The following is a 23,867-nucleotide window of genomic DNA, read 5'->3' on the forward strand; positions in this document are numbered from 1 at the left end:
TTCGGGTTATCGGTCTTCGGCCTCCCCGTCTGCAGCTACCCGCATGACAAATTCCGTGGCATTTGCACGAAGTTCGTCGTGGCACTCGATGAAGATTTCATGGGCGGCACGACCTCGCCATCCCGGCGGCAACAGTGAATCGGGAAGGTCAGGGTCGCGGAACGGATATCGGCGATAGTTTTGCACCAACTTCATGCGCTCGACCAGTGCGTCTTTGCCCGCGAGTCCACGGCGGAAGCTGGCCAAACGCGGTTGGAACTCCTCGATGAACGATTGATAGTCGACACCGAGTTCGGCGAGGTCCCAGCAGCCGTCGGCGATCGTGCGGTCGGTCGTCAGGCCTGCCGTCTGACTTCGGAGGAACTGAATTTTCAGCTCGTCCTCGCCGCTGAGCATTTCGCGAAGCTGCTTTTCCCTGTCGTGGGGCGAGAACCACACTGCACTTCCGTAGTTGCCGAAGCCATGCCAGTTCATTGCCGTTTGGATACGCTTGCGCTGCTCACGACTCAGCGTGTTCTCGTCTACCAAGGCTTGCGTCCAGGTTCGATCCCAGTCGTCGAAGTGCCTCTCGAAGATGCGCGACCGCCCGTCGTCGAGAAGGCGCCAACTCTTCTCGTTGAGTGTGTAGGACACCTCGCGACCGTTTTTGGTCGAGTCGAACCATCCTTCCTTGCGTAACCGTGCCATCACGACACGCACGGTTGCCGATTCGACGCCGAACACTGCCATCAGTTCAGTCAAGGCCCCCAGCTTGACCGACCCTCCCATGTAGCGGAAATACTCGCCGTACAGGTCGAACACCAGCGCGCGTGGCCGCATTTCGAGCCCCCTTTTCACGAAGATTGATCTACTACCGACTTGATCTGCCACTGAATTAATATGTGTCATTTCTATTGACTTTCCAGTACATTATGTCACATAGTGACTGTGCTCACGTAGCTGCGGAGCCATTCTTCGCCTCGAGTCGCGACTTCCACATCAACGCCCTGCCAGTGTCTCGGGCGCTACCTCAAGGAGGAATCAGTTGAATTCCCTGACCGCGGCGGGATCTGACGCATCGACCGCCCGTCGTTCCAGCGCCATGGTTGTCGCCCTGTGTTTCGTGATCATCGTCTTCGATGGTTATGACCTGGTTGTCTATGGGGCCACCGTCCCGTCCTTGCTTGCGTACAAGCAGTGGGAGTTGACCCCTGGCGAGGTCGGGGCGATCGGAAGCTACGCGCTGATGGGTATGCTTCTCGGAGCACTGATTTCGGGTTGGCTTGCTCCGCGTGTCGGGGCACGGGCGATCATTTTGACGTCACTCACCTCGTTTTCGATCCTCATGGGTCTGACTGCGCTTTCCCCCAACCCGGAAATCTTCGGTCTGCTCCGCTTTCTCGGTGGGTTGGGGCTTGGCGGAGTCGTTCCAACGGTCATCGCCCTCACCGTCGAGTATTCACCGCCGGCTCGTCGGCAGTTCAATAACGCACTCATGTACAGCGGCTATTCCGTAGGCGGCATGATGGCCGCTCTCAGTGCGATCGCTCTGCTACCGGAGAACAGTTTCCGGCTCATGTATGCACTCGGGCTACTTCCCCTCGTCACTATCGTTCCTCTGGCCTGGCGATTTCTTCCCGAATCGGTCGCCTTTCTGGTCGGGAAAGGCCGAACGGATGAAGCGAAGCTCCTTGCGGACAAGTTCGGCATCTTCGCAGATTCCACGGCCGCATCCGACGAGGGGCACAGGAGTATGGCGTCATTGGTCAAGGGGCCACGAAAGATTCCGCTGCTGCTCTTGGTTGTCGCGTCCTTCTGTGGACTACTCCTTGTATACGGCGTCAATACCTGGCTGCCGAACATCATGCGTCAGGCCGGCTATTCGCTCGGTAGCTCCCTGAGCTTCTTGCTGGTCCTCAATATCGGTGCCATTGCAGGTGCGCTGATCGCTTCTCGGGTCGCGGATCGATTCGGCAGCAAACCGGTTACCGTGGCGTCGTTCCTGCTGGCAGTACAGGCGATTCTTGCCTTGGGCCTTGGGCTTCCGCTCTACGCTGCGATGATCGTCGTCGCGTTTGCAGGGCTCGGCACCGTGGGCACTCAGATTCTCGTCAATGGTTATGTTGCAACAATTTTCAGTGGCAGTGACCGAACTTCCGCACTGGGGCTTTCGCTCGGTCTGGGCCGTATCGGTGCGATATTCGGCCCCATCCTCGGTGGATGGATCGCGTCGTCGTCGCTCGGTGTGGATTGGAACTTCTATACCTACGCTGCGTTCGCGGGCATCGGGTGTGTCGCCGTAGCGCTCGTCAGCAACCGGACTTTCGCCGCACGTACGGCGACGCTTCCGCCCGCCGGGCTACCGACACCGACCCCTCAGTCGACTACGTACTGACGTCGATGGGCACTCGAAACCAGACTCCTCACAGAATAGAGACGACATGACTCACATCGATCCACATCTGCCCACAATTCGTACGGAGACAATCACATCCATCGATGGAACGCCGCTGGGAATACGTCACCTGGGCTCCGGCTCCCCGATTGTGCTTGTGCACGGCAGCGTCTCGACAGGGGAATCTTGGCTTCCAGTGGCCTCGTTCCTGGCGGCCGACCATTCCGTGTTCGTGCTCGATCGCCGCGGAAGGGGATTGAGCGGCGACGCGCACGACTACACGGTGAGCACGGAGGCCGCCGACATAGCGGCAGTCGTGGCGAGAGCAAGTGAAGAGACCGGCGCTCCACCAACTCTGCTCGGACACTCGTACGGCGCGATCTGTACCCTGGAAGCGGTTCGGCTCGGCTTGGACGTCGCGGCACTTGTGCTTTACGAACCGCCCCTGCCGGTGGATGGTCCTGTCGCCGGCAATTACCTTGCACCGTACGCAGCCGCGGTCGCTGCATCCGACTACGACGCGGCGATGCGTATAGCGCTGGAACACTTCGTTCGCCTTTCCCGTGCAGAGATCGAGATGATGGTAGCGACACCAATGTGGGGGGAGTTTCTCCACCTTGCACCCTCCTGGACCCGCGAACTTGCCGAGACCGACAGAAGTGTTACCCATCTGTCCGAATACGGTTCATTGGCTGTCAGATCCCTGTTGCTCGTTGGGGAATACAGCCCGGCACACCTCGTTGGGGCTTCTGCTTTCCTCGAATCGAAACTACCGAATGCTACGAGGCAGGTACTCGAAGGGCAGGGCCACAGCGCGAATGTCATGACCCCGAGCTTGATTGCTGATGCCATCCATTCCTTTATGGTCCAATAGGTGTTCAGCCGAGCTCTGCGAGCTTCTGCTCGAATACTCGTAAACAACTACGTCGCAGTATATTTGGTGCAAGCATTGAACAGTGCACTCAGCCTGTCGTGCGGTTCGCGGCGGGCTTCTGCAACTGTGCAGTGTTCACGGCATCGATTGCGTGGAATGTCGAATGAAAGGAGCCCTTTCATGAAGGTCGCTCGTGGCACATTCGGGTGACTGCTGGTGCCCGTAGCGGCTGTCGTACGTTCAATTTGTTGAGCACGGCATGTTCCCTTTGTCCACAGACGAGCAGCTTTTCTTGCCGCCCCTGCGAACGGTGGGAACTCTCGAGGTTCGACTGACGCCTCGGTCGTGCTTGCCGAGACTCGATCGATACCACGCGAAGACGGAAGAAGCCGTTCGACGGAATTCATCGGGTGCCTGAGGACGGCAAATCAGCCGAGGCGGATCGGATTTCGAGGTAGTTGGTCCCACGTCGTAGTAGGTGCAGCTCACTTGCGTGCACGATGACGCCGCACCGCGTCGCGATTCGCGCACGTGGGGGAGCAGTACCGCTGATTGCCGTTGCGTGAGGTGTCTGCGTAGATGTTGGTGCACTCGCCCAGGGTGCACCGACCTAATCGGTGCATACCGCGGCCGACGAGGTGTAGCGCCGTGCCTACCGAGAAGAGTGCCTTGAGGACCTCGGCGAGCGACTGTTGGGGATCGCGGTAGTGCAGATGCCAGCCGTCGTTCGCGTGGTTGGTCATACGCGGATACGCCGACGCTTGCTCGAGCATGACGTTCACGAGTTCGGCGCGGGCTGCCTCCTCCGTGACGTCGACGATTTTCGACCACTCGATCAGAAGGTCGAGGGTCTCGTCGAGGTCCTTCTCGGCGATGGGGAAATCGAGAATGATGCCTGCATCGACGCAGCGTTCGACGAGTTCGGCCAAGGTCTCGGGATTTCGATTGGCCAGGTCGGCGGCCAATGTCACCGCATATTCACCGTAAGGGTTGAGATGCATAATGCCATTACATCATGCTCGGTGGATGAAGAAAACAGAGCTCGCGCCGATCGGTTGCATCCACCGCTGGGAGATCGAATCCCGGCATCGGACCAGCGAGGGGACGGTCACCTATCTGCGCTGTCATTGTGGGTCGTGGCAGACCCTGCTCACCGAATGGATGTCGGGCGGGGCAGCCTCGGCCGTTGCCGCACCGATAGTCAGGTCCAGGTAATGATCAGCTAATCGTTCCGTTTCGCCTCGCGTGACATGGAACGTGTTCTAGATTCAGGGTTGTATGCCTCGATATCGCGGCGCAGACTCTGAAAGGGAAGACGATGCAGTTCAACCTCGCTGATGTATTCGAAACCGTCGCCAGCTCGGTACCTGATCGCGTCGCCTTGACTTACGAGGGAGAGAACTTCTCCTACGCTCAGTTGGATGCGGAAGCCAACCGAACCGCCAATCTGCTCGCGAAAGCCGGTATCTCACGTGGCGATCATGTAGCTCTGTTCCTGAAGAACAGCGTCGAACATGTCACGTCGATCCTCGGGTTGATCAAGATCCGCGCGGTCCCGATCAACGTGAACTACCGATACACGCCAGCTGAACTGGAGTACATCTTCACCAACTCCGATTCGGTCGCGGTGGTCATGGAACTGCCCGAGCATCAGCGTGTCCTTGCTTCCCTCTTCGGTGCATGCCCGAAGGTCAAGACGGTGATCGTGATCGGCGAGATCGACGCAGAACTGGTCGCCGCAGCGAAAGCGCATGAAGTTTCTGTAGTTTCGTTCGACGACGCCCGTGAACAGTCGCCAGTGGGGGAGTTCGACGCTCGTTCTGGTGACGACGTGTACCTCCTCTACACCGGCGGGACCACCGGATATCCGAAGGGCGTCATGTGGCGTCATGACGACTTCTTCCGTAAGCCGCTCTCCGGCGGTAATCCGTACGGAGAGGAAGCGCGACAGGACCTCGCCGAGATTGCCAGTGCTGCAAAGGAATTTCCGGAACTCTCGTTCCTCATTGCCGCCCCGCTGATGCATGGCGCCGCGTTGTACTCGCTGTTCACCTTCCTCACGCTCGGTGCGCGAGTTGTTCTACGGCGCGAGTTCGACGCGGAGAAGGTCGTCGAAGCGATCGAGAAGGATTCGGTACAGGTGATCTTGATCGTCGGCGACGGCATGGGACTCCCGTTGGTCGACGAGATGGAACGACGCAAAGACGAGGTCGATTTCAGCACCCTTTTCTCGATCACGTCGGGTGGCGCGATCTGGTCCACCAGCGTTCGAGACCGCATGCTGGCGGTGAAGCCGGACCTACTGTTGCGCGACAACTTCGGAGCCTCCGAGTCCGGTAACGACGGAGCATTCTCCATCGACGAGGCGGGCAATCTGCGAATGCCACCCTCACCCAACATGATCCTGGTCGACGAGCGTCTCGAAGAGATCCCCGCCGGCTCCGACGACGTGGGCTACATCGCGCGTATCGGAAACGTCCCGCTCGGGTACTACAAGGACGAAGAGAAGACCGCCCGCACGTTCCCGACCCGTGCCGACGGCACCCGCCTTTCGGTGCTCGGCGACATGGGCAAGGTCGAAGCGGACGGAACGATTGTCTTCCTGGGCCGCGGCTCACAGTGCATCAACACTGGCGGCGAGAAGGTCTTCGCGGAGGAGGTCGAGGCTGCCCTTCACGCGCATCCGGCAATATCGGACGCGCTCGTGGTCCCTGCACCCGACCCGCGCATGGGGCAGCAGGTCGCAGCGGTGATCGCGACCTACCCCGGATCCGACGAGCTGACTCTCGAAGTGGTACAGGAGCATTGCCGCAAGACGTTGGCCGGATACAAGGTGCCGCGCACGATCGTGCTGGTCGATGAAGTCAAGCGAACCCCGGCGGGAAAGGCGGACTACCGCTGGGCGACGACACTGGCGTCGTCCTAGCGGCGTGGGGTGAGCGACGACGAACTTTCACACGGATTTCACCACGACATAGGGGACATACCGGAAAGATGGCGCAGAGTAAGTCGTTCGCGCCTTGCGTCGTCACTCCACGAAAGGGTCTCAGCTCATGCTCATCATCGGAATACTTCTGTTCGGGATCGTCATCGGAGCGGGAGCCCAGTTGATTCTGGGGCAAAAGGCCGCACGAGTGGATTGGACCTTCGCGTTCATCGCTGGAATCGGTGGTTCGCTGGTGGGCGGACTGCTTGTGAGTTTGATTGCAGGCGACGGAATATCATTGCGCCCCAGCGGCATCCTGGGGTCCCTCGCCGGCGCTGTCATCATCACTGCGGGTTGGCAGTGGTACCGCCGGAAGAACGCAACTACAGCCCCGCGGCCGTCTGATCGCTGATTTCCCCAGTTTCGTCAGGGGACGAAGAGTCTCACATCATGAACGAATTGCTCGATGAAGTCCTCACCGCACATGGCGGAGTCGAACGTTGGCAGTCGGTTTCAGCGATCACGGCCCGGGGACGCTTGAGCGGTCTGTTGCCTCAGCGCTTCGCAGGCAACAAGCTGGCGAAGTTCACGGTCGAGGTTCAAGTCGCCGATCAACACACTGTCCTCCATGACTTTCCGCATGTCAGCGAGCGCGCTGTGTTCGACAAGGGCGTCGTGCGGATCGAAACCCGTGACGGTGAACAGCTGGACGGCCGAGCGGACCCGCGTCCGGAGTTCTTCGGGATGAGTGGAATCCGACGCAACTTTCACTGGGATGCGCTCGACACCGCCTACTTCGCCGGATACGCCTTCTGGAATTACTTGAACGCGCCGTTGCTCCTGGCCCGCGACGACATCACTGTCACCGAAGCCGAACCGTGGCAGGAAGCCGGGCAGCAATGGCGACGATTAGAGGCAACATTTGCGCCGGGACTCGACACCCATTGCCCGCAACAGACCTTCTACGTCGACAACGGTGGCCTCATCCGCCGTCACGACTTCGTTGCCGAACCGGTGGGCAGTTGGGCGAAAGCTGCTCTCTATTGCGACCAGCACCGCCAGTTCGACGGTCTCACCCTTCCCACTCGACGGCGCGTACTTCCGCGAGTCCCAGGCGGCCGCGTTCTCTCGCGGCCGACGCTCCTGGCGCTTGACTTCGACGACATCGAGATCAAGCGATGAACACCGGCATGATTCATCCTTGTCTCGGACGACCCGTCACAGTCGGCTACGCGCGGGATCGCGCCTCGGTCGGTGGCAGCACTATCGCTTGAGCGACGATCACATGCTCACCGTCGAATGTCGCAGCGGGAGAACCATGCAGGACGTATCCGTCGGCGAGAGCCGCGGATACGCGACGGCAGAACTCCGCATCGTCGGGTCCGGTCAACAGCCGATACGGCAAGCGCTCGATCTCAGACACGGATCTGACCTTACCGCCAGTGCTCAGTGCCGGCGTGCGTGCTTGTTCGCTACCTGTTGTCGAGCGTGAACAAGCGGAACACGGTCCGCATGCACAGAACGACGCCGACGAAGCCCAGTACCGCACTTCCGAGTGCGTAGCCCGACAGCTGAGGTGTGAGTTGAGGACCGCCGGGTACGAATAGCAGGATCGCCGCAACTATCAGGGCGGTCACTCCAGCCGCCATACCCAGGGCGTTGTTCGCCGACCGTCGGAGCCATCGCCTGTCGTCGGGATGTGCGACGGAGCGGGTTCGAAGTGTGAAGTTTCCCGACGCGATCGAGGTCGCGATCTGGTCGAGCTGACCAGGCAGGCGCCTGACCACCGCGGTTGTGACCGCCGTCGTCGACAAGATCGCCTGCGCGGCTGCAGCCGGGCTCGCGACCTGGGTCAACAGTCGAGGTACTTCGGCCCGAACAGCTGCGACGAGGTCGATCTGCGGATCCAGGAGCCGGAGGGTGCGCTCCAAAGACGCGAGCGAACGGAATGCGGCGGCAACGTCTCCCGGCACTCCAATTCGGTGCTCTCGAAGCACGGTGAACATTCGCGCGAACGATGCCATGGAAACATTGGGTTGGACACTGAGCAGGGTGATCTCTCGGCCTACCTGGTGACGTAGTGCTCCTCGATCCACTTCGGACGGTACGTCGAATGCCATGAGCATCGCGTCGACGGTCGCCACCGGATCACCTGCCAGGGCGGCGTTCAGGAGCACGGCGAACAGGATCCGTGTCTCTCCGTCCAGAACTCCGACAGCCCCGAAGTCGAGTAGCCCGATACGTCCGTCGTCGAGGATCAGGATGTTTCCGGGGTGAAGATCGGCGTGAAATACCCCGTGGACGAAGATCCCGTCGAGCAACGACGCAAGAAGCTCGGTGGCAATACTGCTGCGGGCGTCGACATCCACGTCGGTGAGCGCTGCCTCGCCATCGGAAAGTGGTGCGCCGCGAAGACGTTCCATCACGAGCACCCGTCCGCTACTGAGGTTGGGGTAGATGTGAGGAACGACGATATCCGGGCGGTTCGACATGGTGGAAGCAATTGCGCCGGTATTCGCTGCTTCGGTGCGGTAGTCGAGTTCCTCGAGTAGTGACGTGACGAGGCCGCCGGCGAGTCGATGAACGCCGATGTCGTGTGCCCAGGGAAAGCGGGTCTCCGCAAGCGATGACACGCGGAGGAAGATATCGCAATCCACGCTCACCTGTGTGCCGGCCTCGGGTCGTTGAACCTTCACCACCACGTCGGTGCCTTCGCTGGTGCGCGCGGAATGCACCTGTGCAACAGAGGCGGCGGCGAACGGCTCCATATCGAACCAAGAGAACACCGCCTCGGGGGTGTCCCCGAGTTCCGATGCCAGTAGCTCCTCAATGCCGTCGGGATCAGCTGGGCGTGCCGAACTTTGCAGTGACGAGAGTGCGCGCGCCAACTCGGGTGGGATGAGGTCGTCTCGCGTCCCGAGGATCTGTCCCAACTTCACGAAAGTGACACCGCATCGGCTGACGATATCCACCAACGCGTCCCCGAACTGAGGTGCGGACGGTCCGGCACGGAGAGCAGACCCGCCTCCCGCTCGCATGAAGATGCTCACGATCTGGACGTACCGTTTCGTCCGTCGCCAGGATTTGCGGCTGCGCCGCAAGGCTTCTGACGGGCCAGGTAGGGAACCCGTAGGAATGACGACTTCGAGGAAAACCAATGCGGCCAGGCATGCTGCGAACACCCAGAGCGCGACAACTCCGAAGAATATGAGCGCGGTTCCCACGCTCACCAGAAGTTGATCGTCCTGGTTGGCAATTCCTGCAAGTGTTGCGACGTATCCCGACAGTGGAACGCCCACCGAGAGGGCTATCACCGCGACCGCAAGTGTTCGCGGCCATCCGACTCTCGTCCCCAGCGTTCGTCGCATCACGCCCGCAAGTGCCGCTGCTAGAAATGGCGTCGTGACGATCCAGACCATCAAGTCCATTGCGATAGCGTACGGGCTCGCTATCTGCATTTCATCCAGGAAAACCCTGAGCTCACCCCGACCGACGGGTAACAAGACAGCAAGGGCCGAGCGTCGAACATGCTTGGGCACTTCGGCGTTCATTCGCCCCGATGTCGAATCGTCCTGATCGACCGTCCAACACTTCATGCTCGTCAAGCGATGTCCGGGCACTCTTCGAGTGGAGTCGTACCGCCGAAGAACAAGCCGCGATGGATGCCGCGCAGACGTTGGGCCGAGAGTGGACGCCCTTATAGAATGGGGCCGCCGGTGAACAAGTTGACAAGACTCACAGCGAAGAACTGCACGATCGCAATGGCGGTGGCAAAGGGGTCGCCCGCATACGTAGCCTGGTTGACCCATTCGTTGAAGGCGCTGATCGAACCCATTGTGGTTCCTTTCGTGAAATGTGTTTTTGCATAAAAGTTTTCAATATCGGAGCTACGCGCAGCGACAGTGCGATCAGGGCAGGTTCGTTACGAGTACCCCGCGATGGACGTCATCGTCAAAATCACGATGTCGGCAACAAGCGCGACGACGGCACCGATCGGATTCTGGATAATCCACGAAATTACATCAGCCATGTTCTCAGTCCTCCTGCAGTGAGACGTAGAGTCGAATATGTAACGGGTACTGGTGATATACGCGATACGGGTTCTATTTCTTGTTGACATCCTCCGACTGGCAAGTCATCAGCGCCATTGATCTTCGGTGCCCGGCGTGTGAAGTCGTTCCTTCGTGAACAGTTGCCCAGCGAGATTCGCTTTCCGGATTTGACACTACCGCCCCCTCCGCCTGATCCGCCTTCCTTCCGGAGATCGATGGCTGTCCTTCGTATACTTGTTACGCAATCGACGGAATCGCGTGTGGAACGGCGATGCGCAGCGCAATTCCTGAAACTGGACTCTTGCAACATATTTCGGACATCTCGTCCATCCGTGAATCGTTTCTTGACCGTGCACCAAAAGAGTCTTGTCGGTCGGTTAGTGTTGACGGTGAACCACTACGTGGAGGTAACTGTGCAGATCTGGAATTTGTTGATGCTCAAGCTTTCAGCAATCGGCGGGTCGCCGAAGTTTCGGAAGATAGCCGACAGCCCGATTTGGGCGGGCAGCAACGACCGCAAGCTCTGACTGTGCGAGGGTCGGACGCTCACCGCCGGTCGCGACCGTAGCGACCGTAGCGAGATTGTCGACCTGAAAATTTACTGTCGACCTGAAAATATCCACGATCGATACGGGAGGGCTTGTGGGAGTCTGGGGTCCGGGGAACTTCGACAGTGACACTGTCGCGGATGGGTTGGGGGTACTGACCGGCCGAATCGTGGACGACATCACCGCCGAGTTCGAAGACGATTCGAGTCTGGAGCCGGACGAATGGGGTGGGGAGATGGTGCCGGCCTGGCTCGAGATCCTCACCGATATTGCCCAGACGAAACGAGTCGGTGTGACCTTTCCGTCGACGCAAGTGCTGATCGACTGGCGCGATCGATACCTGCGCGTGTGGGATGGCTACATTGATGAACTCGAACCGGACGAGGATCACAAGATCGCTCGACGCGCAGTGCTCGTCCACACCTTCGAGCGGGCGGTTGCCCTCGCCGCCGAGCGGGAACAGGCTTGAACCTGGCGCGGCCGCGCTACTGAACATCGATCCGTCAGTTCCCCGGTGGAACGACGGTGCACGTGAACCCTCCGGAAGTCATTGCGTTGGCTTCTCCGACGATCGAACAGAGAGCTTCGGCGGCGTCGGTCGCCAATGCTCGGGCGGCGCTGGGGGTTCGACCTCGGGCAGTCACCGCGAGCCCAGGTGCATCCGCATCCGTGATCGTCAGATCGGACTCGTAGTCGGAAGCTCTGCCACCGAGTATCTGCGCGAGTTTTTCAGCAGGAACAGGCATGCCATCGGAGGCTTCCCGATTGCCGATGTACGCATCGCGCGGGGACCCGTCGTAGAGTCCGGTTCGATTACTACTGAACTGAACTACCGCAGATGCGGTGAAGGAGATGGTCTTCGTCCACCACAGACCTCCCGCCACGACCAAAACGGTGGAGGCAACGGCCACCACTAGCTGACCGCGGCGGTCGGAGAGGAATGTTCGCATCAATCAGTTGTACCGCCTTGGTCAGCTGATTGACCGGCTTCATCACCACACTGTTGGCCGCTTGTCCACGAGATCACGTTCGCTTCGCGTCGTCATGATTGCGGATGAACTTCATGAGTCGGGGAATTACCCGATCAGGTATGTGACCCAGGATTCCGTGACCGGTTCCGGCAAAAATTTCCACCTCGGCTTCAGGTGCAAGATCAGCCAGCCTCGCGGCTACCTGCTCGGGGTTGGAGACCACCGTCTCAGCACCGGAGATTACGAGCACGGGAACTGAAATCGACTGCACTTCTGCATCCTTGAGCATTCGTGCCCACCCGATACCGGGCCGGTAGTTCAGCGCTTCCTTGGCGAGGGCGAACTCGAGGTCGCCGAGAACGTACCCGGGGGACAGCCAATCGTTGAGCTTGCGAATATTCTTGTCGGTGCGGCGCATACCGGCGCGGACCATCTTCAGCAGCACACGCCACGAGGGCTTGTCGAAGACTCCACCCGGTTCGATGAGCGTCACACTCGCCAGTCGTTCAGGGGCGTGCAGTGCTACGAGAACGGCATGCCACGCGCCCTGCGAATAGCCGACAAGGTGGACGCGATCGACCTCGAGTTCGTTCAATACCTCGCTGATCCAGGTGGCGAAGTCGGACTCCCCGGTCAATGGAGAAGTCTGGACACTGAGGCCTGGTGTGCCGATCGTGTCCAGTGCGAACACGACTCGGTCTCGGCACAGGTCCTCGATGACGATGTGCCATTGCAGACAGTTGGCCCCGAGAGAGTGCACCAGGACGATAGGCGTCTCCGTGCCGGTACCCGACCTGCGAACATGGGTGGTTCCGAACGATGTCGCCACGTCGAGTTGTGTCGACGGAACCGGCCAGGTGCCTTCCAGTTCTCGGTAGATGCTCTCGTAAGCCTGCTTTGATGCCTCGTTCCTGAATCGTCCGATCTTCGGCATGAGCCTCCCTCTCGCTGCTTTCAATTTTGATGGTATGACCGTATCACTAATGCGGTACGTGCGTATCATTAACGAGTCAAAGTCATCCATTCGAAAGGGGAAGGACAGCCTCATGCCGCGACTGGTCGACCATGAAGTGAGGCAACGGGAGATCACCGATGCGGTGCGGCGAGTGATTGTCGACGGTGGGCTCGCGGCGGTGACATTTCAGTCCGTTGCTGCCGAGGCCGGGATTTCGGTGCGACTCGTGCAGTACTACTTCGGCACGAAGCGGGAATTCCTTCTCGCGACGCATCAAGCTGTGCGTCAGGATGCGGGTGCTCGCTTGATGCAGGAGTTGTCTGTTCTTGGCGCGGAAGCGACACCCCGCGAGGTTATTTCAGCGTTCCTTGTTGGCATGCTCCCACTCGATCGACAACGTCGAGAGGAAGCGATTGTTCTCGGCGCCTTCCACGCTGCCGCACTGACCGGACAAGGAATCGCCGCCGAGGAAACCCTCACTGCCCCAAGAGAGTTGACAGCGCTCATTTCCGGCCAGCTTCAACGAGTGGCCAATCGGGACGCGGTTGCGCCGTCAATGGATCCCGACCTCGACGCCGAGCTCATTCTGGCGGCTGTCGCCGGGCTCGCCCAGGGGATGCTTCCCGGCTACGCCACAGCAGAATTGGCGGTCCAGTTGGTTGAGCGTCTCCTCGATCGGATTCTCGGGCCGGCGAGACCTCAGGCCACGAATCAACTCGAAGTCGGCCGCCGTTAGTATTCCGGAATGTCTCCTGTGAACCCAGCGCTCGCCGGCCGGGTGTTTCCCTCGTCTTCGTACCTTGTCGGGCGCGAGAAGATTCGCGAGTTCGCTCTGGCGGTGCGTTCGAGCAATCCCTTGCACCATGATGTCGGTGTCGCCAGGGAGGCCGGGTTCGTCGATGTCATCGCGCCGACAACATTCACAACCGTTGTCCAGCAACGAGCGATCATGGCACTGCTGCGCACGCCGGATACTGGGCTCGATCCGACTCGTGTGGTCCATACTTCCGAGAAGATCGAGCATCAGCGTCCGATAGTCGCCGGCGATGACCTGTCTACGACACTGACGATTACAGGGGTGACAGTGCGAGCAGGCAGTGCGATCCTGTCGACAGTTTCCGAGATCCACGACGCGACCGAGGCTTTGGTCGCGACGGTCACCTCGACCCTGCTGGCGAGAGGAGAAGAGGCATGACCATTCCCGCCGTGCCGGTCTTCGAGAACCTCGTCCTCGGTGACATCGTCGCGAAGGTCGATCTGGTCCTCACTCGTGATGACCTAGTTCGCTACGCCGGTGCCTCCGGCGACATGAACCCGATCCATTTCAACGACGCAATCGCTACTGCGGCTGGGCTACCGGGAGTTCTGGCGCACGGAATGCTCACCGCCGGAATTGCTTTGCAGGCCATCGTCGACTGGGTTGGTGACCCGAGCGGTGTGATCTCGTATGAAACTCGCTTTACTCGGCCCGTCGTAGTCGATGCCGTCGATGGTGCAGATCTCTCCGTCGCTGCGAAGATCGCGCGGATCGACTCCACAACGCGGATTGTGCGTATCGATGTCACCGTCATGCACAAGGGCCAGACGGTTCTGGGAAAGACCCAAGCGCACCTTCAGTTCCCGGGCGCCTGACAAGATTGCGTGCCGTCAGCGGTCACATCGGGACCTACGCGTCCGAGCGGGAGATCAACTGCATTGTGGCGCAGCGCTACCGGAAAGACGCCAACAGCTCGTCCGACGCTTGCATCGGCGCGTATCCGTCGGCGATGACGCGCCGACAGCCGTCGAGCTCGACGGTGAGCAATCGTTCCTCGTTCGTAGGACGGTCCACGTAGATCGTCGATGCCACCTCGGTGGCCAACGCGCCACAGTCGGGAGCGGGTGGAAGCCCGTCGAAGGTTTCCGTCGTAGACGATGTGCCTACGAATGCGGTGGCGGAGAATCGGCAGAAAACGCTGCCCGCCGACAGCGACGTCAGCGCCGCGGTACCTGTTGTGGCTGGTCGGTAGGCCGGCCGGCAATGCGACAGTTCGTAGATCTGGTCGTCGGACAACGCTATTCGGTGTTCGGTACTGCCGACCGGTGTCAGTTCCTTGATGGCGGCCAGGCCACCGGGTTTCGGTAGTCCACACGAGTCGGAGGGGTGCCCCGGCCGAGTTGCTCGGCCTCGATCGTCGACCAACCAGAATTGGTCCAGGACAGCCAGGCTGTAGTTGTCACCGCAGCTTCCGGGGAACCAAGTCTTGTGCGCGGACGAGCGGTTCAGCATTTTCACTGCCCGACTGAAATCGCCCTCCCAACGGTGAGCATAGAAGCTGACGGTTCGGTCGGCTGCCACGTTGTCGCTGATGTACGGGTCGCACGTGACGGCGGCGACCGGTACGAAATCGTCTGGAACCGTCGCAGTTGGTGTCGTCTGGAGCGGGCCGATCGGATACGGGGTCGCGCACCCCAGCGTCTCGGCGTCGACTATTACGGCAACAGGACGGTCGGGGATGGTCACGTGCCACATGCCGGCAACAGCGAGGATGACGATCACGACTGCGAACCAACGCCAGAGCATGAGCACACCGTATCGTTCCCGATGTGCGCCGAGCGGGAACAGGCCTAGTCCTTCGCTAACCGCCGACGTCCTTGCATCCAAATTGAGTGGATCCAGGTTGCGGCTCGAAGATATGGTCCACTGGTGACGGAACCAAATGGTCGAAACGACAGTCCGATCCTGGTGATTGGTGCCGGTGTCGTCGGCGCGTCGATCGCGTATCACCTGGCGCGCGTTGGTCTCAGAGTCACCGTGCTGGAGCACGGCTCGGTGGCCGGAGGGGTGACCGGCAACTCCTTTGCCTGGGTCGGCCTCTCGAAGAGTGCCGCAGAGACTTATTCCGATCCGTTCCGGCAAGGCGCCGCAGTCGAATTCGACCGCCTGGAGCGCGAACTCGTCGAGCCAATCGGTTTGCGCCGCAGAGGCGCTATCACCTGGGAAGAGACGGAAGCGGAGACCCGAGCGTTCGTAGATGCACATCGAGCACTCGGCCATCCCGTCGACCTCATCGGTAAAGAGGAAATCCTTGCTCGTGAGCCGGGATTACGGAGGGCTCCGGTGGTGGCAGCGTACGCGCCTGATGACGGCGGCGTTGACCCGGTTGCGTTCGCTCGATCGCTCCTGCGAGCTGCCGAATCATATGGTGCCACAGTGCATTCCGATGTCAGTGCGCTCGGGGTGCTCACGGAGGGCGCGAGAGTGTGCGGAGTAGTGACTGCCGACGGTCCCGTCTACGGATCGACCACCGTGCTCGCTGCAGGTACCGCGATCCCCGAGCTCGCGGCGTCGGCGGGAGTCGACGTCGAGGTCGACGCCTCCCCGTGTTGCCTCATCAGATTCTCGACGCCCCCCCCGTTGGTGAACGGAATACTCTCCACTCCGGATTTCGAGATCCGGCAATTGGACGACACGACACTGATTGCGGCTGAAGATGTTCCGGTCGGGTTCTCCGGAGATGCTCGCGAGCTGGCCGAGCCGACGCTGCAGGCAGTCCGCAGTCAGCTCGTTGACGGTGACCACGTCGAACTGATCGAGGCGGTAGTCGCTGACCGTCCCATCCCGCGTGGTGGCCGCCCATTGTTGGGCTTCGCCGAAGGCGTGTCTGGGCTCTATCTGGCCGCGGCGCATCCCGCGATCATTCTGGCCGGAGCAATTGGAGCCCACGTGGCCGGGGACTTCGCCCGAGCGTCGAGCCTGGACTGTTAGACGACGGTACTCGGAGCTTGGTTCGACGAGGTCGAGCAGCTATTGCGGTTACTAGTTCTCTCTAGGACACGCGCTAGAGAGCGGGATATTCAGCTACATGGCTTGTACCGTCGATGGGCATGGACCCCGTGCGCAACCCGTATGCCCCCGGTGCCGGTCAGCGACCGCCGGAACTCGCCGGGCGCGACAAGCAGATCGATGCCTTCGACGTCGTGCTCGAGCGGATTGCGCGTGGCCGCCCGGAACGAAGTGTTGTCCTCACCGGATTGCGTGGCGTCGGCAAGACCGTCCTGCTCAATCAGTTGCGTTCGGCGGCGATCTCCCGCAGCTGGGGGACCGGAAAGATCGAGGCACGACCCGATCAGGATTTGCGACGCCCACTTTCGTCGGCGCTCCACATGGCGGTCCGAGAGATCGCGGTCTCGCATCGCGATCCGGAACGGGTCGAGCAGTTCCTCGGAGTCCTCAAGTCGTTTGCCCTGCGCGCCACCGCGGACAAGGGAATGCGTGAGCGTTGGCAACCAGGCATCGACGCACCTGCGATCAAAGGTCGCGCAGACAGTGGCGACATCGAGATCGACCTGGTCGAGTTGCTGCTCGACGCGTCGTCGCTGGCCAGGGATGTCGGTGTCGGGATCGCCATCTTCATCGACGAGATGCAGGACCTCGGGGCTTCGGATGTCTCGGCGATCTGCGGGGCCTGCCACGAGTTGAGTCAGGACGCGGCGCCGCTGATCGTGGTCGGGGCAGGGCTTCCACATCTGCCTGCTGTGCTGTCGGCGTCGAAAAGCTACTCGGAGCGCCTGTTCAGCTACCACCGGATCGACCGTCTCGAGAGGGAAGCGGCGGATCAGGCACTGATCGCACCTGCCGAGCGTGAGGACGTCGAGTTCACCGAATCTGCGCTCGATGCCCTCTACGAAGCGGCTGACGGGTACCCGTACTTCGTTCAGGCCTACGGGAAAGCCACGTGGGATGTGGCGGCGTCAAGTCCGATCACGGCAGACGATGTGCGCGTCGGCGCGCCGACGGCGGAGGAAGAACTCGCTGTCGGTTTCTTCGGGTCACGGTACGAGCGAGCAACGCCCGCGGAACGCGAGTACATGCGGGCCATGGCCGATCTCGCCGGGGACGACGGACCGGTCGCGACCGCGAAGATCGCCGTCGAGTTGGGACGTAAGCCGGCTTCCCTGTCGCCGGCACGCGATGGACTGATCAAGAAGGGGCTGATTTACTCGGCAGAACGTGGGTCCATCGGATTCACGGTCCCGCACTTCGGCCGATACCTGCGCGGGCAAGCGGAGTGAACGCTCTCGAAACCGCGTGGGATCGGGTGGCGGCGCTCAGTCCCAATCCGCCGGCGTGGGTGGTTCAGCTGGCCGCGTTGATCGCCGTGATCATCGTTCTCGAACCGCACCTGTGGCGGATCGCCCGCAACGTCGTCACCATCGCGCACGAGGGCGCTCATCTGATCGTCGCCGTCCTGGTCGGTCGACGCTTGAAAGGTCTTCGCCTGCATTCGGATACGTCGGGTGTTGCGATTTCGTCGGGCAAGCCGACCGGCTTCGGCGTCATTCTGATGACGTTCGCGGGTTACGTGGGACCGTCGATTCTCGGCCTGGGCGCGGCCGGTTTGTTGGGTGCGCAGCGTGCGGTCTCGGTGCTGTGGATCGGTGTATTCGTCATCGCGGTGATGATGGTTCTGATCCGAAACCTCTACGGAGTCTTCTCACTTGCCGTCGTGGGCGCAGTGTTGTTCGGTCTCGTCTGGTGGGGGACCCAGGAGCAGCAAGTTGCTGCAGCGTACTTCTTGACGCTCTTTCTGCTCTTTGCCGGGCCTCGCCCCGTCGTGGAACTTCAACGGCAGCGAATGCGACGCGGTGGAGCGCCGGATTCGGATGCCGATCAATTGGCCAGGCTCTCACCGATACCCGCGATCGTCTGGGTAGGTTTGTTTCTGCTCGTGAACGTCGCGGTGCTGGTGCTCGGCGGATGGTGGATCCTGCGCCCGGTGGGTGGCTGACCGCATTGATCCGTTGTCCTGACGGGACAAGGGATCAACGATTCTTGATGCTCAGCGGACGTAGTCATCGCGGTGAGGCGCTCATATCGTGGAAGTCGACGAGTGGTCGTGTCGGGACTTCCCTCGGCCACATCCGCAGCGACGATGACCGTCGACGATGACAAGGATTCGTTTTGGACGACAAAAACTTCCGGGGACGAACCGCAATCATGTCCGGCGGGAGCCGTGGTATCGGACTTGCCATAGCCCGTGCGGTAGCGCGCCGCGGCGGGAACATCGTGTTGCTCGCCAAGACCGATACGCCGGATCCCAGGCTGCCCGGAACCATCCACACGGCTGTGGACGAGTTGAACGGGCTTGGGGGTCATGCCATTCCCGTCGTCGGTGACGTGAGGAGCGACGACGACATCGCACGGGCAGTGGCTGCAGCGGTAGAGCACTTCGGTGGCATCGACATCGTGGTCAACAATGCGAGCGTCCTCGACATTTCGAAAACCGAAGACCTCGCGATGAAGCGGTTCGATCTGATGCAGCAGGTCAACGTCCGTGGAACCTTCGCGCTCACCCGCGCGTGCCTTCCGTACCTTCAGGTGTCGGCCAACGCGCACGTGTTGACGCTGTCGCCGCCGCTCAACTTTTCGCCGCACTGGTTGGGTGCCCATCCGGGCTACATGCTGGCGAAATACGGAATGACGTTGGCGGCCTTGGGTATCGCCGCCGAGTATTCAGGTGCACCGATTTCGAGTAATTGCCTGTGGCCGGAGACCATGATCGCCACGGCCGCTGTCGGAAACCTGCTCGGGGGAGATGACAGCATCGATCACTCGCGTTCACCCGAGATCATGGCCGATGCGGCGGTCGAGATTCTCGGGCGTCCCGCCGGCACGGATACCGGTCGCACGGTGCTCGACGTCGAGATCCTGCGCGAGGCGGGGATCTCGGATTTCTCGCAGTACGGCGGTCGGTCACCGCTGGCGATCGACATCTTCGTCGACGCTCCATCTCACTGATCTCGGGCGATCTACAGGTATCTAGCTAAATTGCTAGATATCTGTAGAACTTCCTCACGCCACCTCGTGCTCGCCGCCTGGAGCAACTTTCTGAAGCCCGCGATACGCGTCGCTGGCACTTTGACGGCCACCGATGACGGCCTCGACCTCCGCGGCGATCGGCATGTCGACGCCGTATTCGCGGGCCAGATCCATGACGGTGGGGGCGGTCTTGACGCCCTCTGCGACCTGACCGAGCTTGGCGACAGCCTCCTCGACGGTCAGGCCCTGCGCCAGAGCTTCGCCGACGCGACGGTTACGAGAAGTCGGAGCCATGCAGGTGGCAATCAAATCGCCGACGCCCGTCAAGCCGGCAAAGGTACGCGGGTTGGCGCCCATCGCTTCACCGAGGCGGGTCATCTCGGCGAGGCCGCGTGCGAGCACCATCGCGCGGGTGTTGTCACCGACGCCCAAGCCGTCCGCCATGCCAGAGGCGATGGCGACGATGTTCTTGAGGATGCCGCCGAGTTCGCAGCCGAGCACGTCGGTGTTGCGGTAGACACGGAAGACCGACGACGCGAAGAGTGGTTGCAGCGCGGCGGCGACGCGATCGTCCTGGGTGGCCACGACCGATGCCGCGGCCATGCCGTCGACGATCTCCTTGGCGATGTTGGGGCCCGCGAGCAGTCCGACGGGATGGCCGGGCAGGCACTCGGCGATCACTTCGGTGGGACGCTGCCGGGTGCCGGGCTCGAGGCCCTTGGACAGTGACAACACCGGGACCCACGCCCGAACCTCGTTGGCGATCTCGGCGAGGGTGGCGCGAACGGCGTGCGACGGCACTCCGCAGACGAGTACGTCCGCTTCGCGAGCGGCTTCGACCAGATCCGAGGTTGCCTTCAGTCCCTTGGGAAGTTTGCGCTCACCAAGGTATTTGGAGTTGGTCCGTTGCGAATTGATCTCGTCGGCCGCTTCGGAATTTCGTGCCCACAGCAGGGTGGGAGTGTTGCGGGCAGCGAGGCCGGCCACCGTGGTTCCCCACGATCCGGCACCGAGGACGACGACGCGTACCGGGCGGGCCATCAGAGTGCGCTGTTCTGGGTAGCGAGTGCTGTCATGGCGCCAAGCGTTCCACTTGCGGAGCAGTTGCGGGCCAATTCCGCCGAGTCTGTGGCTCGACTTACAGATGAGGCGGCGGTTCGGGGCTTTCGCGCATTGTTTCGACCGCTTCTGCGGATTCCGCGACGATCGAACGCATCGCGGCTTCTGCCGCGACGGCGTCCCCGGCCTGAATGGCTGACGCGACCACTCCGTGCAGGTGAATAGCTTCGGGGTCGGCTTCGTGGGGCATCAGCGAGTGGCGGGTGCGGCCTTCGAGTATCTCGACGACGATCTGCGACATCGCACGCAGCATCGGGTTGCCGGAGGCGGCGAGCAGTGTGCGGTGGAAGTCGGAGTCATGGCCGAGATAGGCATCGGTATCGGCAGCGCGAGAGGTAGCTGACATGCCGATGACGGCTGCGGTGAGAGCGCCGCACTGCTCGGGTGTTGCTCGCGTTGCGGCCAGTCGTGCAGCCAAGGGTTCGATACCGGAACGGAGTTCACTCAGGATCGACAGCTGCTCGAACCGATCCGGACCGGCCAGTTGCCAGCGGATGACATTGGGGTCGAGTGAGTTCCAGTGCTCGGAGCCGAGGATGGTGATTCCGACGCGTCGACGAACCGAGGCCAATCCGAGGGATTCGAGAACGCGGACGACTTCGCGGATGACGGTTCGTGACACGTCGTAGCGCGTTGCGACCTCGTCGGCCGAGATCGTGGTTCCCGGAGCGAGAACGCCACCGACTATGTCTTGGCCGAGCTGTTCCAGCATCGAGTCGTGTAACTGCTGAAACGGGACAGAAGGCATATGTAGATCGTCCCATGCGTATGGAGTAAGCCCGGTGGAAGCCGGATAAATACTACAAATTAGTGTCTGCTCTTGAAATTGTAGGTTAATTAAGGAACAGTGACCTCAATCACTCATCGGACTGGGAGTCCCTATGAACACCACAGCATTGCTGGCGGCCGAGGTCGTCCCCGCTGGTAGCGACGCACGATTGATCATCGCTGCGGTCGCCGGCGTCGCGGTCATCATCGCGCTGATCACCTGGCTGGACCTGCATCCCTTCCTCGCGCTGTCCATCGGCGCGGTGGGCGTCGGGCTGGCGGCAGGCCTCGGTTCGGCCGAGTCGGTCGCGGCGTTCGCCACCGGCTTCGGGTCGACCATGGGAAGCGTCGGAATCCTGATCGGTTTCGGCGCGATGTTCGGCAAACTCCTCGCCGATTCCGGCGGTGCCGACCGCGTGGTCGACACACTCGTCGGCCGATCCAGCACCAAAGCACTCCCGTGGACCATGGCTCTGGTCGGCGCGGTCATCGGTCTGCCGATGTTCTTCGAGATCGGTCTCGTGCTGTTGATGCCGGTCATCATCCTCGTCGCGCGGCGCTCCGGCTTGTCCCTGATGCGTATCGCGATCCCCACCCTCGCGGGCCTCTCGGCCATGCACGGGTTGGTTCCCCCTCACCCCGGGCCGCTGGTTGCAGTCTCGGCATTGAACGCAAACCTCGGCCTCACCCTCGCGCTCGGTGTCCTCGTCGCGATCCCCACTGTTGTTCTCGCCGGACCGGTCTTCAGTAAGTACGCCGCGCGGTGGGTCGACGTGAAGGTCCCGGATCTTTTTGTCACAGGCGAAGATCGAGGTGAGGAAGAGAAGCAGCAGCGTCCCTCGTTCGCAGCGACTCTCGCAGCGATCCTCCTTCCGGTTGTTCTCATGCTGGGCAAAGCGTTCGCCGACGTGATCGCTCCCGATTCCGAGGCACTCCCCAAGTCCGTCCTCGACTTCCTCGGAACACCCGTCGTCGCTTTGGGTCTCGCTGTTCTGGTCGGGATGGTGCTTCTGGGTCGCGGCGGCGGGATGGACCGCAAGGCCATCTCGAAGTCACTCGAAAGTTCCCTACCTCCCATCGCAGGCATCTTGTTGATCGTCGGTGCCGGAGGCGGTTTCAAGCAGGTCCTGATCGACACCGGTATCGCCGGGGTGATCGCCGACGCGATCAAGGGCAGCAGCCTTCCCGTGCTGTTCCTGGCCTGGCTGGTGGCGGTATTGATCCGCGTCGCAACGGGTTCGGCAACGGTGGCGACGGTGACGGCGTCGGGCATCCTCGCTCCGGTTGCGGCAGACCTCTCGTCGGCGCACGTCTCGCTGATGGTGTTGGCGATCGGTGCAGGCTCGCTCTTCCTCTCGCACGTCAACGACGCCGGATTCTGGTTGGTGAAGGAGTATCTGGGCGTCAGCGTGGTACAGAACCTCAAGACCTGGACCGTGATGGAATGCATCATCTCGGTATCGGGCCTGGCCGGAGTGCTCGTGTTGAGCGCATTCATCTAGGTAGGCGAGCACATGAACAGCGAAGCGGCACAGCAGAAGCAGTATCCCGTGCTCGTCCTGATGGGTGTCTCGGGTTCGGGAAAGTCGACGGTCGGCGGCATGCTTGCCGGAGCGATGGGCTGGGACCTTCAAGAAGGCGACGATCTGCACCCGCAGGCGAACATCGACAAGATGGCCACCGGGCATCCGTTGAACGACGAAGATCGCTGGCCCTGGCTCGACAAGATCGCCGTCTGGATCAAGAGCCATACCGACGCCGGTCAGCCGGGCATCGTCACGTGTTCGGCACTCAAGCGGAGTTACCGCGACGTTCTTCGCGGTGAGCACGTCGTATTCGTGCACCTCGCCGGTTCGCGGGATCAGATCGGCCAGCGTTTGACCGCCCGCCTCGATCACTACATGCCCGCCTCGCTTCTCGACTCCCAGATCTCGACGCTCGAGGCCGTGGACCCGGACGAACAGGCCATCGTCGTCGACGTGGGCGGGAGTCCCGCCAAGATCGCGGAGGAGATCCTGCGACGGGTGGAGACGTTCGAATACTGAGCAAGCCAGGTGCGTGGGCGCCCGCGGTTCGGGTTACGGTGCAAGGGTGACTGCTGCTGCGCAGACAGACTGAACCGTGACCGACTTCGACTTCCACAGCGTCTGGACGCTCCCTGCCTCTGCCGACCGTGTCTACGACGTTCTCGCGAACGCCGAGAGGTATTCGCAGTGGTGGCCTCAGATACGCCGAGTCCGGACGAGCGACGAGCATTCAGGCTCCATGTCCATCCGCAGCGCTGTCCCTCTGACGCTGCTGGTCTTCGGGCGGCGCGAGGTCGAAGATTCAGTTGCCCGCTATCTGAAAGTGGATAGCGTCCCATGGAGTGGTGTACTTCGGATCGGTGAACCATCAGGTTCGTGATCAACGAGTCGTGTTGTAGGTTATGCGGTTTCGAGTTCGGGTGTCAAAGATTCAGTCGTTGCTTCGTGGGTC

General features: G+C 61.3%; 28 protein-coding genes. 18 read left to right on the forward strand and 10 right to left on the reverse strand.

Annotation, left to right across the window (positions count from 1 at the left end; all coding sequences use genetic code 11):
* Positions 1 to 6: 6 nt before the first annotated feature.
* On the reverse strand, positions 7 to 819 hold the full coding sequence (locus tag G8767_RS23605) for a PaaX family transcriptional regulator C-terminal domain-containing protein (RefSeq protein ID WP_166812121.1): 813 nt from the start codon (positions 817 to 819) through the stop codon (positions 7 to 9).
* Positions 820 to 1,024: 205 nt separating this feature from the next.
* On the opposite strand from G8767_RS23605, the gene G8767_RS23610 reads away from it, so the two are divergent.
* Both G8767_RS23610 and G8767_RS23615 read left to right on the forward strand, forming a co-directional pair.
* A complete protein-coding gene (locus tag G8767_RS23610; RefSeq protein ID WP_166812123.1) occupies positions 1,025 to 2,374 on the forward strand; it encodes an MFS transporter in 1,350 nt (449 codons plus the stop codon).
* A 46-nt stretch (positions 2,375 to 2,420) separates the two neighbouring features.
* Positions 2,421 to 3,248 (forward strand): alpha/beta hydrolase, encoded by an 828-nt coding sequence (locus G8767_RS23615; RefSeq protein WP_166812126.1) that lies wholly within the window; start codon positions 2,421 to 2,423, stop codon positions 3,246 to 3,248.
* A 485-nt stretch (positions 3,249 to 3,733) separates the two neighbouring features.
* On the opposite strand, the gene G8767_RS23620 is transcribed toward G8767_RS23615, so the two are convergent.
* Entirely contained in the window at positions 3,734 to 4,249 is a 516-nt protein-coding gene (locus G8767_RS23620; RefSeq protein ID WP_166812128.1) for a CGNR zinc finger domain-containing protein, read from the reverse strand.
* Between the two features lie 25 nt (positions 4,250 to 4,274).
* Here G8767_RS23620 and G8767_RS23625 point away from each other — a divergent pair, with 25 nt between their 5' ends.
* From G8767_RS23625 to G8767_RS23640, 4 genes are all read left to right on the forward strand, one after another.
* Positions 4,275 to 4,463, forward strand: a complete 189-nt coding sequence (locus tag G8767_RS23625; RefSeq protein ID WP_124569108.1) for a hypothetical protein — start codon at positions 4,275 to 4,277, stop codon at positions 4,461 to 4,463.
* A 103-nt stretch (positions 4,464 to 4,566) separates the two neighbouring features.
* Positions 4,567 to 6,174, forward strand: a complete 1,608-nt coding sequence (locus tag G8767_RS23630; RefSeq protein ID WP_166812130.1) for an AMP-binding protein — start codon at positions 4,567 to 4,569, stop codon at positions 6,172 to 6,174.
* 127 nt (positions 6,175 to 6,301) lie between these two features.
* Positions 6,302 to 6,586 carry a hypothetical protein gene (locus tag G8767_RS23635; RefSeq protein ID WP_095972054.1) on the forward strand — a complete coding sequence of 95 codons (285 nt, stop codon included), beginning with the start codon at positions 6,302 to 6,304 and terminating at the stop codon, positions 6,584 to 6,586.
* 38 nt (positions 6,587 to 6,624) lie between these two features.
* Positions 6,625 to 7,356 carry a hypothetical protein gene (locus G8767_RS23640; protein WP_166812132.1) on the forward strand — a complete coding sequence of 244 codons (732 nt, stop codon included), beginning with the start codon at positions 6,625 to 6,627 and terminating at the stop codon, positions 7,354 to 7,356.
* Between the two features lie 46 nt (positions 7,357 to 7,402).
* Here G8767_RS23640 and G8767_RS23645 read toward each other — a convergent pair whose 3' ends face one another.
* From G8767_RS23645 to G8767_RS23655, 3 genes are all read right to left on the reverse strand, one after another.
* Entirely contained in the window at positions 7,403 to 7,597 is a 195-nt protein-coding gene (locus G8767_RS23645) for a DUF1737 domain-containing protein (RefSeq protein ID WP_095972056.1), read from the reverse strand.
* A 49-nt stretch (positions 7,598 to 7,646) separates the two neighbouring features.
* Entirely contained in the window at positions 7,647 to 9,602 is a 1,956-nt protein-coding gene (locus G8767_RS23650) for an AarF/UbiB family protein (RefSeq protein ID WP_240952681.1), read from the reverse strand.
* Between the two features lie 269 nt (positions 9,603 to 9,871).
* The gene (locus G8767_RS23655; protein ID WP_166812135.1) at positions 9,872 to 10,009 is read right to left on the reverse strand and encodes a hypothetical protein; all 138 of its coding nucleotides are present in this window, start codon (positions 10,007 to 10,009) and stop codon (positions 9,872 to 9,874) included.
* A 549-nt stretch (positions 10,010 to 10,558) separates the two neighbouring features.
* Between G8767_RS23655 and G8767_RS23660 the strand changes: the two genes are divergently transcribed.
* Positions 10,559 to 10,753, forward strand: coding sequence for a hypothetical protein (locus G8767_RS23660; RefSeq protein ID WP_166812137.1), 195 nt, complete (start codon positions 10,559 to 10,561; stop codon positions 10,751 to 10,753).
* A gap of 115 nt (positions 10,754 to 10,868) precedes the next feature.
* Positions 10,869 to 11,243 carry a DUF4259 domain-containing protein gene (locus G8767_RS23665; RefSeq protein ID WP_166812139.1) on the forward strand — a complete coding sequence of 125 codons (375 nt, stop codon included), beginning with the start codon at positions 10,869 to 10,871 and terminating at the stop codon, positions 11,241 to 11,243.
* A 34-nt stretch (positions 11,244 to 11,277) separates the two neighbouring features.
* On the opposite strand, the gene G8767_RS23670 is transcribed toward G8767_RS23665, so the two are convergent.
* Together G8767_RS23670 and G8767_RS23675 are read right to left on the reverse strand one after the other, a co-directional pair.
* Positions 11,278 to 11,724, reverse strand: a complete 447-nt coding sequence (locus G8767_RS23670) for a hypothetical protein (protein ID WP_166811990.1) — start codon at positions 11,722 to 11,724, stop codon at positions 11,278 to 11,280.
* A 73-nt stretch (positions 11,725 to 11,797) separates the two neighbouring features.
* On the reverse strand, positions 11,798 to 12,679 hold the full coding sequence (locus G8767_RS23675; protein ID WP_166812141.1) for an alpha/beta fold hydrolase: 882 nt from the start codon (positions 12,677 to 12,679) through the stop codon (positions 11,798 to 11,800).
* 112 nt (positions 12,680 to 12,791) lie between these two features.
* Between G8767_RS23675 and G8767_RS23680 the strand changes: the two genes are divergently transcribed.
* The 3 genes from G8767_RS23680 to G8767_RS23690 are packed head-to-tail and all read left to right on the forward strand — an operon-like array spanning position 12,792 to position 14,332.
* The gene (locus G8767_RS23680) at positions 12,792 to 13,436 is read left to right on the forward strand and encodes a TetR/AcrR family transcriptional regulator (RefSeq protein WP_166812143.1); all 645 of its coding nucleotides are present in this window, start codon (positions 12,792 to 12,794) and stop codon (positions 13,434 to 13,436) included.
* A 9-nt stretch (positions 13,437 to 13,445) separates the two neighbouring features.
* Positions 13,446 to 13,895 (forward strand): MaoC family dehydratase N-terminal domain-containing protein, encoded by a 450-nt coding sequence (locus G8767_RS23685; protein WP_124569115.1) that lies wholly within the window; start codon positions 13,446 to 13,448, stop codon positions 13,893 to 13,895.
* Positions 13,892 to 14,332 (forward strand): MaoC/PaaZ C-terminal domain-containing protein, encoded by a 441-nt coding sequence (locus G8767_RS23690; protein WP_166812145.1) that lies wholly within the window; start codon positions 13,892 to 13,894, stop codon positions 14,330 to 14,332. The genes G8767_RS23685 and G8767_RS23690 overlap by 4 nt, the downstream gene beginning before the upstream one ends.
* A gap of 76 nt (positions 14,333 to 14,408) precedes the next feature.
* Here G8767_RS23690 and G8767_RS23695 read toward each other — a convergent pair whose 3' ends face one another.
* On the reverse strand, positions 14,409 to 15,263 hold the full coding sequence (locus G8767_RS23695) for a hypothetical protein (protein ID WP_166812147.1): 855 nt from the start codon (positions 15,261 to 15,263) through the stop codon (positions 14,409 to 14,411).
* 123 nt (positions 15,264 to 15,386) lie between these two features.
* Between G8767_RS23695 and G8767_RS23700 the strand changes: the two genes are divergently transcribed.
* The 4 genes from G8767_RS23700 to G8767_RS23715 all read left to right on the forward strand — a co-directional run bounded on the left by G8767_RS23700 (position 15,387) and on the right by G8767_RS23715 (position 19,481).
* Entirely contained in the window at positions 15,387 to 16,448 is a 1,062-nt protein-coding gene (locus tag G8767_RS23700) for an FAD-binding oxidoreductase (protein WP_166812149.1), read from the forward strand.
* 119 nt (positions 16,449 to 16,567) lie between these two features.
* A complete protein-coding gene (locus tag G8767_RS23705; RefSeq protein ID WP_095972059.1) occupies positions 16,568 to 17,755 on the forward strand; it encodes an ATP-binding protein in 1,188 nt (395 codons plus the stop codon).
* The gene (locus G8767_RS23710) at positions 17,752 to 18,471 is read left to right on the forward strand and encodes a M50 family metallopeptidase (protein ID WP_003940327.1); all 720 of its coding nucleotides are present in this window, start codon (positions 17,752 to 17,754) and stop codon (positions 18,469 to 18,471) included. Before G8767_RS23705 ends, G8767_RS23710 begins: the two co-directional genes overlap by 4 nt.
* Before the next feature lie 173 nt (positions 18,472 to 18,644).
* Positions 18,645 to 19,481 (forward strand): NAD(P)-dependent oxidoreductase, encoded by an 837-nt coding sequence (locus G8767_RS23715; protein WP_166812151.1) that lies wholly within the window; start codon positions 18,645 to 18,647, stop codon positions 19,479 to 19,481.
* Between the two features lie 54 nt (positions 19,482 to 19,535).
* Here the strand turns inward: G8767_RS23715 and G8767_RS23720 are convergent, their stop codons facing one another.
* Entirely contained in the window at positions 19,536 to 20,543 is a 1,008-nt protein-coding gene (locus G8767_RS23720; RefSeq protein WP_019745531.1) for an NAD(P)H-dependent glycerol-3-phosphate dehydrogenase, read from the reverse strand.
* A 97-nt stretch (positions 20,544 to 20,640) separates the two neighbouring features.
* Positions 20,641 to 21,369 (reverse strand): FCD domain-containing protein, encoded by a 729-nt coding sequence (locus tag G8767_RS23725; RefSeq protein WP_095972063.1) that lies wholly within the window; start codon positions 21,367 to 21,369, stop codon positions 20,641 to 20,643.
* Positions 21,370 to 21,502: 133 nt separating this feature from the next.
* On the opposite strand from G8767_RS23725, the gene G8767_RS23730 reads away from it, so the two are divergent.
* The 3 genes from G8767_RS23730 (at position 21,503) to G8767_RS35905 (ending at position 23,795) form a co-directional block, all read left to right on the forward strand.
* On the forward strand, positions 21,503 to 22,891 hold the full coding sequence (locus tag G8767_RS23730; protein WP_095972064.1) for a gluconate:H+ symporter: 1,389 nt from the start codon (positions 21,503 to 21,505) through the stop codon (positions 22,889 to 22,891).
* A gap of 12 nt (positions 22,892 to 22,903) precedes the next feature.
* Positions 22,904 to 23,434 (forward strand): gluconokinase, encoded by a 531-nt coding sequence (locus G8767_RS23735; protein WP_003940404.1) that lies wholly within the window; start codon positions 22,904 to 22,906, stop codon positions 23,432 to 23,434.
* 76 nt (positions 23,435 to 23,510) lie between these two features.
* The gene (locus G8767_RS35905) at positions 23,511 to 23,795 is read left to right on the forward strand and encodes an SRPBCC family protein (protein WP_346843028.1); all 285 of its coding nucleotides are present in this window, start codon (positions 23,511 to 23,513) and stop codon (positions 23,793 to 23,795) included.
* Positions 23,796 to 23,867 lie beyond the last annotated feature (72 nt).

The sequence above is a fragment of the Rhodococcus sp. IC4_135 genome (assembly GCF_011602025.1).
In the GTDB taxonomy this organism is placed as follows: domain Bacteria; phylum Actinomycetota; class Actinomycetes; order Mycobacteriales; family Mycobacteriaceae; genus Rhodococcus_F; species Rhodococcus_F baikonurensis.

Bases quoted from the DNA above. Each gene is read 5' to 3' on its own strand.
- G8767_RS23605 (WP_166812121.1), bottom strand. From the start codon at position 819: ATGCGGCCACGCGCGCTGGTGTTCGACCTGTACGGCGAGTATTTCCGC.
- G8767_RS23615 (WP_166812126.1), top strand. From the start codon at position 2,421: ATGACTCACATCGATCCACATCTGCCCACAATTCGTACGGAGACAATC.
- G8767_RS23620 (WP_166812128.1), bottom strand. From the start codon at position 4,249: ATGCATCTCAACCCTTACGGTGAATATGCGGTGACATTGGCCGCCGAC.
- G8767_RS23625 (WP_124569108.1), top strand. From the start codon at position 4,275: ATGAAGAAAACAGAGCTCGCGCCGATCGGTTGCATCCACCGCTGGGAG.
- G8767_RS23630 (WP_166812130.1), top strand. From the start codon at position 4,567: ATGCAGTTCAACCTCGCTGATGTATTCGAAACCGTCGCCAGCTCGGTA.
- G8767_RS23635 (WP_095972054.1), top strand. From the start codon at position 6,302: ATGCTCATCATCGGAATACTTCTGTTCGGGATCGTCATCGGAGCGGGA.
- G8767_RS23640 (WP_166812132.1), top strand. From the start codon at position 6,625: ATGAACGAATTGCTCGATGAAGTCCTCACCGCACATGGCGGAGTCGAA.
- G8767_RS23650 (WP_240952681.1), bottom strand. From the start codon at position 9,602: ATGGACTTGATGGTCTGGATCGTCACGACGCCATTTCTAGCAGCGGCA.
- G8767_RS23655 (WP_166812135.1), bottom strand. From the start codon at position 10,009: ATGGGTTCGATCAGCGCCTTCAACGAATGGGTCAACCAGGCTACGTAT.
- G8767_RS23670 (WP_166811990.1), bottom strand. From the start codon at position 11,724: ATGCGAACATTCCTCTCCGACCGCCGCGGTCAGCTAGTGGTGGCCGTT.
- G8767_RS23675 (WP_166812141.1), bottom strand. From the start codon at position 12,679: ATGCCGAAGATCGGACGATTCAGGAACGAGGCATCAAAGCAGGCTTAC.
- G8767_RS23680 (WP_166812143.1), top strand. From the start codon at position 12,792: ATGCCGCGACTGGTCGACCATGAAGTGAGGCAACGGGAGATCACCGAT.
- G8767_RS23685 (WP_124569115.1), top strand. From the start codon at position 13,446: ATGTCTCCTGTGAACCCAGCGCTCGCCGGCCGGGTGTTTCCCTCGTCT.
- G8767_RS23690 (WP_166812145.1), top strand. From the start codon at position 13,892: ATGACCATTCCCGCCGTGCCGGTCTTCGAGAACCTCGTCCTCGGTGAC.
- G8767_RS23695 (WP_166812147.1), bottom strand. From the start codon at position 15,263: ATGCTCTGGCGTTGGTTCGCAGTCGTGATCGTCATCCTCGCTGTTGCC.
- G8767_RS23705 (WP_095972059.1), top strand. From the start codon at position 16,568: ATGGACCCCGTGCGCAACCCGTATGCCCCCGGTGCCGGTCAGCGACCG.
- G8767_RS23720 (WP_019745531.1), bottom strand. From the start codon at position 20,543: ATGGCCCGCCCGGTACGCGTCGTCGTCCTCGGTGCCGGATCGTGGGGA.
- G8767_RS23725 (WP_095972063.1), bottom strand. From the start codon at position 21,369: ATGCCTTCTGTCCCGTTTCAGCAGTTACACGACTCGATGCTGGAACAG.
- G8767_RS23730 (WP_095972064.1), top strand. From the start codon at position 21,503: ATGAACACCACAGCATTGCTGGCGGCCGAGGTCGTCCCCGCTGGTAGC.
- G8767_RS23735 (WP_003940404.1), top strand. From the start codon at position 22,904: ATGAACAGCGAAGCGGCACAGCAGAAGCAGTATCCCGTGCTCGTCCTG.